The 12909-nt window shown below is 64.4% G+C and carries 9 protein-coding genes and 1 tRNA gene; 5 read left to right on the forward strand and 5 right to left on the reverse strand.

Annotated features, from left to right (window positions below; all coding sequences use genetic code 11):
* Positions 1–10: 10 nt before the first annotated feature.
* The 3 genes from QYC26_RS16405 to QYC26_RS16415 are packed head-to-tail and all read right to left on the reverse strand — an operon-like array spanning position 11 to position 5867.
* Positions 11–757: a hypothetical protein gene (locus tag QYC26_RS16405; RefSeq protein WP_317513292.1), complete on the reverse strand. Its 747-nt coding sequence runs from the start codon at positions 755–757 to the stop codon at positions 11–13.
* Complete coding sequence (locus QYC26_RS16410; protein WP_317513293.1) at positions 744–2759, reverse strand: adenylate/guanylate cyclase domain-containing protein; 2016 nt, start codon at positions 2757–2759, stop codon at positions 744–746. The genes QYC26_RS16405 and QYC26_RS16410 overlap by 14 nt, the downstream gene beginning before the upstream one ends.
* Positions 2760–2771: 12 nt before the next feature.
* Positions 2772–5867 (reverse strand): CHAT domain-containing protein, encoded by a 3096-nt coding sequence (locus tag QYC26_RS16415; RefSeq protein WP_317513294.1) that lies wholly within the window; start codon positions 5865–5867, stop codon positions 2772–2774.
* A 441-nt stretch (positions 5868–6308) separates the two neighbouring features.
* Between QYC26_RS16415 and QYC26_RS16420 the strand changes: the two genes are divergently transcribed.
* Positions 6309–6869, forward strand: coding sequence for a hypothetical protein (locus tag QYC26_RS16420; protein WP_317513295.1), 561 nt, complete (start codon positions 6309–6311; stop codon positions 6867–6869).
* 202 nt (positions 6870–7071) lie between these two features.
* On the opposite strand, the gene QYC26_RS16425 is transcribed toward QYC26_RS16420, so the two are convergent.
* Positions 7072–7145 (reverse strand) — tRNA-Cys (locus QYC26_RS16425).
* Between the two features lie 70 nt (positions 7146–7215).
* A complete protein-coding gene (locus QYC26_RS16430; protein WP_317513296.1) occupies positions 7216–7644 on the reverse strand; it encodes a hypothetical protein in 429 nt (142 codons plus the stop codon).
* A 228-nt stretch (positions 7645–7872) separates the two neighbouring features.
* On the opposite strand from QYC26_RS16430, the gene QYC26_RS16435 reads away from it, so the two are divergent.
* The 4 genes from QYC26_RS16435 (at position 7873) to QYC26_RS16450 (ending at position 12734) form a co-directional block, all read left to right on the forward strand.
* Positions 7873–8526: a protein-L-isoaspartate O-methyltransferase gene (locus QYC26_RS16435; RefSeq protein WP_317513297.1), complete on the forward strand. Its 654-nt coding sequence runs from the start codon at positions 7873–7875 to the stop codon at positions 8524–8526.
* A gap of 32 nt (positions 8527–8558) precedes the next feature.
* Positions 8559–10025: a TolC family outer membrane protein gene (locus QYC26_RS16440; protein ID WP_317513298.1), complete on the forward strand. Its 1467-nt coding sequence runs from the start codon at positions 8559–8561 to the stop codon at positions 10023–10025.
* A gap of 14 nt (positions 10026–10039) precedes the next feature.
* Complete coding sequence (locus QYC26_RS16445) at positions 10040–10495, forward strand: DUF2497 domain-containing protein (RefSeq protein ID WP_317513299.1); 456 nt, start codon at positions 10040–10042, stop codon at positions 10493–10495.
* Between the two features lie 184 nt (positions 10496–10679).
* The gene (locus QYC26_RS16450; RefSeq protein WP_317513300.1) at positions 10680–12734 is read left to right on the forward strand and encodes a S9 family peptidase; all 2055 of its coding nucleotides are present in this window, start codon (positions 10680–10682) and stop codon (positions 12732–12734) included.
* The last annotated feature ends 175 nt before the right edge of the window (positions 12735–12909 follow it).

Consider the following 12909-nt stretch of genomic DNA (forward strand, 5'->3'; position numbering starts at 1 on the left):
CACGGATATGTCAGTCGCCCGTCTTGTCCGCGTCGGCCTCGATCGCGGTGATCATCAGGTCATATTGGGCCTGGCAATCCTGGCTGATCAGCGCCCCGGCCAGCGCGGCCGGATTGGCCAGATCGGCATCGATCGCGGCAAAGGTCACGCGAACGCTCGTGCCCTTGTCCGCGCGGGCGAGGGTATAGCGTGCGCCCGCTGCGGGCTTGGCTGCGCCCATGGGCCATTCGGCTTCCTGCGCGCCCACGGCGAAATTGACGTCGCTCGCGCGGCCCGCCTCGTCGGTCAGCACCAGCTTTGCCGCCCGTTCCTTGTCGGCCCGCCACAGGCGCGGCGCGGTGCTCGCTGCCGCGCAGAAGGTGCCGCCTCGGCTGGTGTCGACATCCCACAAATTGGTCGGGCGGGGCGCCGCTTCGCCGCCGACATTGCGGACGGCCCCGGTGCGTGCGCGGCGCTTGTTCTGGGTGGAGACAAGGCGCGTGAAGCTCGTGTTCGTCGCCGCGCCCGATGCGGCGGCCAGGCTGAACGTGCCCGGCCCGCGCAGCGTGCGGGTGCCCTTGCCGTCGAGGATGGTGAGCGTATCGCCCGCCGCCAGCGTCACCGATCCGCCCGCAACCGGCTTGCCTGCGGGGTACCGCGCGGCAGAGGGGCCGCCCGCGCGCACGACGATCGTCTGCGCCAGCGCGGTGCCGCCCATGGCCGCGAAAAGCGCCAGCGCCATCACGCCGCGCCGTATCTTCCTGTCAGTCGAGAACATAAACGCCTCCAGCTTCCACTGTCTTGTAACGATGAACCAGATTGGCGAGCGCGCCGTCGTCCTCGTGCGCTTCTGAAAGCTGTTCGAGGTCGCGGATCGCCGCCCTGTCGCCATCGTCTATACGATTGATAATCTGCGCGAAGTGATGCCGGTCACTGGCGGCCAGTTCGGGCACGGGCTCGAACAGGTCCACCGCCGTCGCGCGTCCGCGCAATTGCACGCGGCCCATCGGCCGCCACCAATCGAGCCCCGATCGCTCCACCGCCTCGCGGCTGGCCAATACGCTCGTCTTCAGGGGCTTGCTCGCCGCCTCGATGCGGGCGGCGGTGTTCATGCTGTCGCCCAGCGCGGTATATTGGATGCGGCCTTCGCCGCCGAAATTGCCGACGATCGCGTCGCCGAAATGCAATCCGACGCGCGTCTTGCCGATGGGCGGCACCCCTTCGGGGGCGTTGCGGCGAAACGCCTCGCCCGCCTGCCACATGGCATAAGCGGCGCGGGCGGCACGCTCGCCGTCATCAGGCCGCGAAATCGGCGCGCCCCAAAAGGCGACGACCGCATCGCCCACAAATTTGTCGATCGTGCCGCCATGTTCCAGCACCACATCGCTCAGCATGTCGAGATAGGTGTTGAGCAGCCGTGCCACCATTTCCGGCGGAATCTCGTGCGACAAGCGGGTAAAGCCCTCAAGATCGCTGAACACCACGAAGATTGCACGCTTCTCGCCGTGTAGCGCCAGCCGGTCGGGATCGGCCATGATCTGGTTGGCAATGTCGCGCGGCAGATATTTGCCCAGCGCCGATTGCGCGAAGCGCCGCTGCTCGGAACCCACGGCGCGCGCGGCGGCGCCCACCGCGGCAAAGGCGATCATCCAGCCCACGGCCCATCCGAATGCGGGCACGAACTGGGTGTCGATGCCGCTCCGCTGCATCCAGAAGGGCAGCCCGCCGAACAGTGCTAGCTGCGCGGCGAGAAGGATCGCCATCCGCCACCATGCGCCCAGCATCATGCTCGAAAGCGCACCCGCCAGCACGGCCAGCGCGGCCAGCCCCCAATTGACCCAGCCGGGCAACGCCGAAAGCTTTGCGCCATCGAGCAGCTGGGCGAGCATATGCGCATGCACCTCAAGCCCCCACATCGCGCTGCCGGTGAGCGGGCGGAGCGGGGTCTCGAATTCGTCGACATCGATGATGGCGCCGCCGATCAGCACATATTTGCCGCGTATCTGCTCGGCAAAGGCAGCGGCGGTCGCGTCGTCGGCGAACAGCTGGATCGGGAAGCTGTCGAAAACCTTGCGCTCGGCTTCGGCGGGAATGCGAAAGCGGATCGATCCGCGGTGGTCGGCAAAGCTTTGATCGCCGGTCATCGCCACCGAGAGCAGGGGCGGCAGGCCCGGCAGGCTCTGCGGCCAGCTGCGCACGACATTGTCGCCGTCCACCTCCAGCCGGATGCTCGTCGGCGCGGTCTGGCTGCCTTTCAGCTGCGCCTGGAAATCCTCAAGAAATTTCTGCTGGTTGAACTGGATATCCTCGGCATTGCTGCTTGCCGAGGCATAGGCCAGCCAGGTCGGCGTCCCCATCGCGCGGAAACTGTCGATCAGCTGCGGGTCTTCGTCCTGCGGCTGGTCGATCAGGATATCGATGCCGATCGCCTTTGCGCCCATCGTGTCGATATTGCCGAGCGCGCGGGCAAGCATCGCACGGTCGAGCGGCGATCGCTTGCGCGTTTCGATCAGCGTGTCGTCGTCATAGACGACCATCACGATGCGCGGATCGGGTTCGGCCTTGGGCGCCGTGCTGGTGGCGCGCAGATCATAGAGCGCGCGTTCGGCCTGTCCCGCCAACGGAATGTCCCAGCTGAACCGCGCGATCAGCAACGCCACCGCCAGAAACGCGATGGTGATGGCCAGCCGCACGCCCCCGATCCGGCGCAGCCTTTGCAGGATGCGCGGGCGACGCGGCGGTGCGGCGTCGGTCTGGGGCGGGGCGGGTTGGTCGGTCACGCGGCGGCCGCCTCAGCGCGCCGTGATCAGCGGGCGGGCACCGTCACCCACAATCGCGAACCCCGACCAGTAATAGGGGTGCGATGTTTCCGCCTTGTCCATCAGCGCGCTCGCCGCATGTTGCATCGCCGCGCCCACGCTGTCACCGGCCCCTGTCTGGAAAAGGCCCGAGATCAGCTTTTCGGTGGCGTTGAAATCATCGGGTGCGGGCCAGTGGCTCGCCACCACCGATCGTCCGCCCGCGCCGATGAACGCGCGCACCAGCCCGTCAAGCGCGCTGCCGCCGCCCGTCGTCACCCCGGCTTCGCGCGTCGCGGCAAGGCTGGCCTTGCCCGCCGTGTCGCACGCCGAAAGGATGACGAGATCGGCGTCGATCTTGAGGTCATAGATTTCGCTGAACGACAGCAGCCCGTCCGAATTGCCGTCCCCGAACGAGGTGAGCAGCGCGGGGCGGGCGGCGCACTCGGGCCGCGGCGCCGTCACCAGCCCGTGCGTCGCGAAATGCAGGATACGGTAATCGGACAGGTCCTGCCGTGCGCGAATATCGCTGTCGGTGAACGCTCCGCCGGTTACGATCAGCGACTGGGTATTGCCAAGGATCGCGGCCGTCTGGCGCAATTCGCGGTCGGCAATCGGTTTGTTCCATTCGGTCAGCGGCCAGTCGCAACCTTCGCCCGCGGCCCCGCCCAGCGATCCGCGCGATGCCGATACGAACTGTTCGGTCGCCGAAATCGGCGCGTTCTGGCCAAAACCCATATATTGGCGGCCCGCGCGCGACGCAGGCATCTGGCGCGCCTCACGGAAACTGCGCGCCGATACCGCAGTGCTCACGGCATGGCTCCGCCCCAGCCAGGTGATCCCACGCATGTCGAACGGGTCGCCGTCGGGCGCGTCCGCGCGCTTCAGATAGGCATCGATTCCGTTGTCATCGGCAATCAGCAGATTGGCGGGCAATTGCAGCATTGCGCCGTCAGGTTCGAACACAAGGTGCTGCGCCGCCTTCAGCCGTGCGTCGACCGGGGCGAACAGGTCGCGGTAAAGTTGGCGCGCACCCTTCACGTCGAAGGGATAGGTCACCTGCTGGCCGTTCTCCTCGACCGAAATCGTCTCGCGCAGCCCGCGCACCCGGCCTTCCAGGTCGCGCACCGAAAGCGGCAGGCGATATCCGGTCGCGCCTTCCGCATCCGCCCAGACCGCATAGATCGCGTCGCCACTCACCGCGAGCTTGTAATAAGCCTCACCGGGCTTCAGCGCTGCGCGCAGATCGGCAAGCGTCAGTACATCGGTCGAAAGCGCGCGGTACTGCGAATATCCCGAAAGCTGTGCCTGGGTTTGCGCCTGTTGCTGGATCAGCGCGTCCAGCTCTTCTTTCAGGCTAACGGCGCGGCCGCTCGTTTCTGCCTCGGTTGCATCCTGCGCCTGCGCCAGCGCGATGCGCGTGCGTTCGATATCGCGCGTTAACGTCACCGATTGGCGGAACAGGCGTGATGCTTCGCCGCCGCCATCGCTCAGTTCGCGCGCCAGAACCGCCTGCGTGTCGGCAACGCCGGGCCGCACCAGTGCCTGTGTGGCCAGGAACATGTCCTCCACCAGTTCGGGGCGGCTGGGGATCTGCGCAGCGAGCAACGTAAAATAGGGTGAAAGCTGGTTCGAAAGCCCGGTCGTCGCGGCGGGGTTGCCCGCGCTCGACTGCACAACCTCGCGGTACAGCGCGATCGCCTGTTCGGCCTTGCCGCGCCGCGCGAAAAAGGCACCGAGCCGCGCGCGCGCGCCGTTCACCGCGCTGGTTTCGGGATATTGCGCGGCGATCAGCTGCAGCGCGGCCGAAAGCTGCCCCTCGGCGGCGCCCAGATCGCCTTCCTGTTCATGGGCCAGCCCGCGTTCGGCCATGATCTGCGCGCGCAGCCGGGTGATCGATGAAACCCGTCCGCCGCGGATCGCGTCGACATCGGCCATCGCGCGCACCAGCAGTGCTCGCGCCTCGGCGGGCTTGCCCTGCATGCGCAGGATCGTACCGCGCAACTGCATTGCCTGCGCATCGAGGATCGCGCCGCGTTCGGCCGGGGTCAGGCTGGTGCTCTGCCGCACGCCCAGCCGTTGCCCGGCGGCGGCGCTGTTGATCTCGGCGGCCAGTTGCGGGCTCAGTTCAACGCCGCCCGCTGTGTCGGGCTCGATATTGCCAAGCGTCGAGACCGAACGTTCAAGCACCGCCAGCGCATCGTCGAAACGGCGTTGGTTGATCAGGTTCAGCGCCTCGAAATTGCGGCGCAGGCGCATCTGGACGCGGTCGAGCGTCGGGATGCGCGCGGCTTCGGCGAACAGCCTGTTGGCTTCGGCGAACTCGCCCAGATTCGATTTCTGCAGCGCGCGGTTGACCGCATATTCATGGCGCAGTTCGTCGCGCGCCGCGCCGCTTCCCGCCATGCCCGCCTCGGCGGTCAACCGCTGCTCCAATATGTCGAAAAACGCCGCTGCCTCGGCATAGTCGCCCGAATTGTTGCGGCGATAACCTTCGCCCAGCGCCTGACGCGGGTCGAGTGTACCCGCCTGCACGCGCGCAAAGGCCTGTGGGTCGCTGACGCCCGTGGTCGCCACCGCGATATCGCCGGGCACGATCCGGTCGGCGATCACGGTGCGCAGCCCCAATGTCAGTGCGCTGTCATATCCGGCCAGCCCCTGCGCCAGCCAGCGTGTATCGCCCTTGGCCACCTCATAGATGCGGTAACCGACATCGCCGCCTGCAACGCTGCAGTTGCTCACCGATACGTTGCCAAGACCCTCGATGGTCTGCGCCACGGGCGCCGCGCAGCTGATTTTCTCGGTGCGCCCCTTGGCGATCCGTGGCAACGCGTCCTCGCCCGCGCGCAACTGGTATAGCTGGCCGACGGGGCGGGCGGCGTCGCGGCACACGATCGTCCAGGCGCGGTCGAACATTCCTTCGATCGCGGCATCGGCGCTGTTGTTCTGGACGCGACAGAGGATCCCCGCACCGCTGCCGAGGCGAAAGCTGTCCTCAAGGCTGGGGCGGGTCGATTGGGCTGAGGCAGGAGCCGAAAGAAGCGCGGCCGACATCGAAATGATCGAGACGCAGAACAGATGGGCGCGCAAAATTTCTCTCCCCCACAGAAGATGACCCCGGCGGCACCGCTCGCGCAGGCACCGGAACGATTGAGAGCGACCCGAATCGAATTCGCCGTTAATTACATAAGCAGGTTAATAAGTGTAAATATCGTAAGCAGGCATGATTTTTCGCGCCTGTGGGGCGTTGGTCTGGACCCTCCCTGTTAACCATTTTGGCACCGGGCCAAAGGCATATGCGCGATGGCGCAACCAGAACCACATTCTCCGATTTTAGATTGCTCTCGGCCTATTTGGTGGGTCAAAAAATGCGCAGGCGTCGCCCGGTTATGCGCATCACCGAAAAAACTATCTGATTTTAACGATAAAATTTGACGCCAAGGATATAGTTTTACAAAAAATTTATTCTATTAACACGCGCTTATATCTGAAAGTTCAAACCAAAATCGGCAATCTGGGGTAGTGATAATAATGAAGAAAATGGTTCTGGCGGCAACGATGCTGGCGGTCGCCACGCCGGCTGCGGCAACACCGCTGTGGCAGGGGGTTGAGGCGGGCATGAGCGGGCGTGACGTGATGAAGCTCTACCCGAAGGCCAAGAAATCGAAGAAGCAGATCGACATCAAGAAATATGAGCCGATTGCGGGCTGCAAGGGTGAGGTCAACATCATGCTGGTCAAGGACGCCGTCACCGAGGTGATCGTGACGGGCGACGACAACAAGTGCGCCAGCAAGCTCTACGTCGCGTTGATGGGCAAATATGGCAACCCGGCCGATGCGAGCCAGTCCGGCAAGGGCGGCGGCGCACGCGGCTATCTCGATGGCCAGGTGAACAAGGGCCTCGGCAACCTGATGGACCAGGCAATCCCTGGCGGTGCGCTCGCCTCGAACCTCGTCGATGGCCTCGGGCTGTTCGGCGGCGATAGCAAGAAGGAAGCAACCTGGTTCCAGGAAGGCGCCATGCTGCGCTTTGCCCTCAAGGGCGGCGACTGGAGCATGACCTACAGCCCGATGGAAGATCTGGGGCTCTAAGCACACCACTTTGGCGACCGCTATGGGGTGCAACGGGCTTCCCCGCAGCGGTCGTCGCAACTCGACCAATTCGAGAAGGGGGCAAGCGCAGCGGAATCTGCGGTTCGGCGTTCGCCAAGGACTGCGCAAATGCCGGGACGCACGGCGCAGCGCGCGCATAAGCGCGCTGTGGGCAGCCAGCTATCAGTGAATTTTCAGGAAGTGGAGGCCCGAGCCGGAATCGAACCGGCGTGCAAGGATTTGCAGTCCTCTGCGTAACCACTCCGCCATCGGGCCGAGGACCGCGCAAATGCTTGGGTTTTCGCGCCGTGTCAAGCGGGAGTTGCATCCCGCCCGCACAGATTTTTCACCCTTCGCCCGCTTCGGCCAGCTTTTGCTTGCGCTCGGCGGATGCGCGCGGCGGCAATGTCCGGATGGTTGCGGCATATTCGGCGAACAGGATGAAGATCCAATATTCGACGCCAGCCAGCGTGCCGTCCTCGATCGCGGAGAAAAGGCGCAGGATCAGCCCCAGCACCACGACCATCCGGAACCAGAACCAGCTTGCCGTCGGCCGGTCCGCGCGCAGCGACGCGGTCAGCATCATGAAAAAGCTGCCAAGGCCAAAGATCAGGTAATCGACCGCATTGTCCGCGCGGTACAGGCCGCTCAGCATCGCCATGAACCAGAACAGGCGCGACACGGCATATTGCGACTGGCGGGTAAGGTGGCACAGCTTGACGATCGGCGGAATGAACAGCGTCTTGCCGAGCCAGAGGTCGAATTTCCTGAGCACTTGAACGGGTGGTTCCATCTGCGGTTTGGGTGGTGCGGCGCTGTTTATACCGGGCATGGGGGGCAGGCCAAGCCCGCACATCGGCAGGTCTTTGTCCTTTCCGCAAATGTTTTGTGCATATTTGTTGGCCGCTTGCGCTTGGCTCCGCGCGCCGCAGGGGATAGAAGCGCCTGTCACCCCATTTAGTGTATTGCGCGACTATAACGGTTGTGCGATCTGGAAATAGTTATGACCGAACCGAATTTTGAATCGATGCGTCGTGCCATGGTTTCGAACCAGCTGCGGACCAACGCGGTAACCGATCCGGAGATCGTGTCCGCGATGGGCGAAGTGGCACGCGAACAGTTCGTGCCCGCCGATCGCGCGGAAATCGCCTATCTCGACAAGCCCGTGCCGCTCGCTGCCGGCCGCGCGCTCAACGTGCCGCTCGCCACCGCGCGCCTGCTCGATGCGCTGGCCGTGCAAAAGGGCGAGAAGGTGCTCGTCGTTGGTGCCGCTACCGGTTATTCGGCGGCGCTGCTCGGCCATGTCGGCGCCAATGTCGTCGCGGTCGAGGAAGATGCCGTTCTGGCCGAAGCCGCGCGCAAGGCGCTTTCGGACGTCGCCGGCGTCAAGGTCGAAACCGGCCCGCTGGCGCAGGGCTGGGCCGCTGGCGCGCCTTATGATGCGGTGTTGATCGACGGCGCGGTGGATCATGTGCCCCAGGCGATCAGCGATCAGCTGAAGGATGGCGGCCGGATTGCCGCGGGTCTCGCCGAACGCGGCGTGACGCGTCTGGCGTCGGGGCGCAAGGCCAAGGGTGGCGTCACCCTGACGGCGTTCGTCGATTCCGAAACGATTGCGCTGCCGGGCTTTGAAGCGCCCAAGGCTTTCGCATTCTGATAAAAATATTTTGAGGGGGAAGGGTGACGCGCGTGGGTAGGATCAGGTTCAGGTGCCGGGCGCTTGCGGGCGCCGCGTTGGTTGCGCTTGCATTGGGCGGTTCACCGGTTTCGGCCGAAACGCTCAAGGAAGCGTTGACCAAGGCCTATCTCTCCAACCCGACATTGACCGGCGCGCGCGCTGGCCAGCGGGCCGAGGACGAAAACGTCCCACTGGCACGCGCACAAGCCCTTCCGTCCCTCGGTGCGAACGCCGAATATACCGAGGTTCTGCGCAAGCCCGATAACAGCTTCAATGCTCCCTCGCGCAGCGTGTTCGCGGGTGCGCGGTTGGCGGTGCCAATCTATCGCGGCGGCGGCGTCAAGAACGCCATCCGCGCCGCCGATACCCGCGTTATGGCGGGGCAGGCGGGGCTGCGCGGTACCGAATCGATCGTGTTCACCAACGTGGTCGCGGCCTATATGGACGTGATCCGCGATTCCGCGATCGTCTCGCTCAACCGCGCCAATGTCGGCGTGCTTGAAGTCAATCTTCAGGCGACCAAGGACCGGTTCGAGGTCGGCGATCTGACGCGCACCGATATCGCCCAGTCCGATGCACGCCTCGCCATCGCCCGCAGCGATCTGCAGGCGGCCGAAGCGCTGCTGATCGGCAGCAAGGAACGCTATATCCAGCTCGTCGGCAACGCGCCCGGCACGCTCGAAAACCCGCCCGCGCTGCCCAATTTCCCGACTTCGCCGGATCAGGCGGTCGAAACCGCGCTCGAAAACAACCCCGATCTGATCGCCGCCCAGCGCGAGCGTGAGGCCGCGCGCTTCGACGTGCGCGGGGCCAATGCCTCGCGGCTGCCCAGCGTCTCGGGTGTTTCGGAAGGCAGCTACACCAATTATCTCGGCACGCTCGGCTCCTCGATCCCGGGGGCGGCGATTGCGCAGTCGACCAAGACCGCAACTCTGGGCGTCGAAGCCACGATCCCGCTCTATCAGGGCGGCGCGCCCTCTGCCCGGATGCGGCAGGCGCAGGCGCGCGAAAGCCAGTCGATCGAACGCCAGATCGAGGTGGAACGCAGCATCATTTCGCAAACGCGCGCCGCCTATGCCAGCTGGCGCGCCTCCAACGAGGTGATCGAAAGCTCGCGTCTGGCGGTTTCGGCGAACACGCTCTCGCTGGAAGGCGTTCGCGCCGAAAACAGCGTCGGCACACGCACGATCATCGAAATCCTGAATGCGGAACAGGAACTGCTCAACGCGCAGGTCCAACTCGTGACCGCGCAGCGCGACGCCTATGTCGCGGGCTTCTCGCTGCTTGCCGCAATGGGGCAGGCTGAGGCGCGCGATCTCGGGCTTGAAGGCGGCCCACTTTACGATCCGATGACCAATTACAAGCGCGTCCGGAACCATATCGGCGACTGGGACAGCGATCCCACGCCCGAACCGGTCGCCACGCGCACCGTTGACACGCCCGCCCAAAATCCGTCAGTGGTAGCTTTCCCCAAGTAACCAGGACCAGGAATATGGGTGGGATTGCGAACGAACCGTCGATGGAGGAGATTCTGTCCTCCATCAAGCGGATCATTGCCGAAGAGGGGGATCAGCCTCTTTCGGCGTCGCGTTCGCGTTCTCCATCGCGCAAGCCAAAGGTCGATCTGTCAGCGCCTGCAGCGGATGCCGACGAGGTGCTTGAGCTGACCGATCCGGTCGGCGATCTCGAAGACGCATCGGCCGCCGCCGCAGAGCAGGCCGATCTGGCCCAGCTCGTCTCCTCCGATGCGGCGATCGCCAGCCGCGAAAAACTGGCCTCGCTGTCGGCGCTCATCATTCGGCCCGATGCGGGTGACAACACGCTCGAAGGGCTGGTCCGCGAAATGCTTCGCCCGATGCTGAAGGAATGGCTCGACGCCAATCTGCCGACCTTGGTCGAGCGCATCGTCGCGCGCGAGGTCGCGCGGATCACCGGGCAGGGCGGCTGATCGCTGTTCTCCAAAGAAAATATCAATCGCAACTTTCTTGGGTTGCGTTATAATTTATCAATATAAATGAATGCATTATATTTAACTTCTCAAACATTTTGAGAGGTTTTTGCCTGCGGCGAACGGTGCCATTTGCCCGACCGTTGCTTTGCGCGCTTCATTCTCCGTGCTAGCTCTGCGCCCCATGAAAAAGCTTCTGCTCGCGAGCCTGGGTGCGCTCGCCATCGCCCAGGCGCCCACCGCTGTCCTTGCCCGCCCGATGACGGCTGAGGACCTTGCCACCTTCCGCCGCATCGCAGCCCCCACCGTCTCCCCCGACGGCAAATGGGCGGTCTATCAGCTGCGTGAAACCGATCTGGCGGCGAACAAGGGCAAGACCGATCTCTATCTGCTCGATCTCGCAAAGCGCGGGGCAAAGCCGGTGGCGATCGCGTCCGCAGCAGACAAGAACGAGCATGATCCCAAATTCTCGGCCGACGGCCAGCACGTCTATTATCTCAGCAACGCCTCGGGTTCGGATCAGCTGTGGCGCGTCGCGCTCCCCGGCGGCGCGCCCGAACAGGTGACCGATCTCAGCAGCGACATTGCCGGTTTCGTGCTTTCGCCGGCCGGTGACCGCATCGCGGTCTGGGCGGACAAGGCGATCGACTGCGCCGATTTCGCCTGCACCAATGTGGCGGCCAAGCCCGATACCGGTTCGGCGCGCACCTATGATCAGCTCTTTACGCGCCATTGGGACAGCTGGCGCGTGCCCGAAGAACGCTCGCGCATCTTCACCTTCGCGCTCGAAAACGGCAAGGCGGTGGGCCAGGGCATGCCGGTCACCGGCACGCTCGTCGGCGATGCGCCGTCCAAGCCCTTTGGCGGGGCCGAGGAAGTCGCCTTCAGCCCCGATGGCAAGACGCTCTTCTTCGCGCTGCGCGAAGCCGGGCGGATCGAACCGCTTTCGACCAATCTCGATATCTTCTCGGTGCCGGCCGATGGCAGCGCCCAGCCGGTCAACCTCACCGACGCGAACGACGCGCTCGATAATATGCCCACCGTTTCGCCGGACGGGCAATGGCTCGCCTATGTCGCGATGAAGCGCCCCGGCTATGAAGCCGATCGCACCGTGCTCCATCTGCGCAACCTCGCCACCGGCGAAACGCGCGCGCTGACCGAAGGCTGGGACCGTGCGGTCGGCTCGGTCGCCTGGGCGGCCAATGGCAAGAGCCTGATCGTCACCGCGGGCGACACGCTCGACAATCCGGCGTTCAGCGTCGACGCCACCACCGGCAAGGTCACGCGCCTCACCAAGGCGGGCAGCGCGGGCAATATCGTGCCGCTGGGCGATGGCTCGATCCTGCTCACGATGAACTCGATCCAGGCGCCCGACGATCTTTATCGCCTGCGCGGCGGCAAGCTGGAACAGCTGACCGCGGTCAATGCCGACAAGCTGGCCGGGCTCGATAAGGTCGCGGTCAAGCGCTTCAGCTTCAAGGGCGCGAACGGCGATACGGTCTGGGGCCAGATCGTGAAACCGGCGGATGCCAAGGGCAAGCTGCCCGTCGCCTATCTCGTTCATGGCGGCCCGCAGGGCTCGTTCGGTGATGGCTGGTCCTATCGCTGGAACCCCTGGCTCTTCTCCGCGCCGGGCTATGCCGCCGTGACCGTAGATTTCCACGGATCAACGGGTTATGGGCAAGAGTTCACAGATAGTATCAACAAGGATTGGGGCGGAAAGCCGCTTCAGGACCTGAAGCTCGGCCTCGCTGCGGCGGGCGCGAACGATGCGTCGGTTGATATTTCCAACGCCTGCGCGCTGGGCGGCTCGTACGGCGGCTACATGATGAACTGGATCGCCGGAAACTGGGCGGACGGGTTCAAGTGCCTCATCAACCATGCCGGCGTCTTCGATGCGCGCGCCATGGCGTACGAGACCGAGGAACTCTGGTTCGACGAATGGGAACATGGCGGTCCCTATTTCCAGAACCCCGCCGAGTTCGAGAAGTGGAACCCGGTAAACCACGTCACCAACTGGAAAACGCCGATGCTCGTCATCCACGGTGAAAAGGATTTCCGCATTCCCTATACCCAGGGTCTGGCGGCGTTCACCGCGCTGCAGCGTCGGAATGTGCCGTCGCGTCTCGTCATGTTCCCGGACGAGAACCACTGGATCCTGAAGCCCAAAAATTCGATCCAATGGTATGGCGAGGTGTTCGACTGGCTCGGCAAATGGACGGGCAAGGCGGGCAAATAAGCGCGCGGGCTTGAACGCTGCTTTGAAAGGGCCTCTTCCCGGTCGGCCGGGAAGGGGCCTTTTTCATGGGTGAACGCCCGCGACACATTTGGAAACGTCATGCCGCTTTTGTTTGGCGCATCGCCTGCGCCCGACATGAAAAAACCCCTTCGCACTTTATCGCCAACTGTTTTAG

Source organism: Sphingomonas sp. C3-2, from assembly GCF_033025475.1.
Taxonomy (GTDB): Bacteria; Pseudomonadota; Alphaproteobacteria; order Sphingomonadales; family Sphingomonadaceae; genus Sphingobium_A.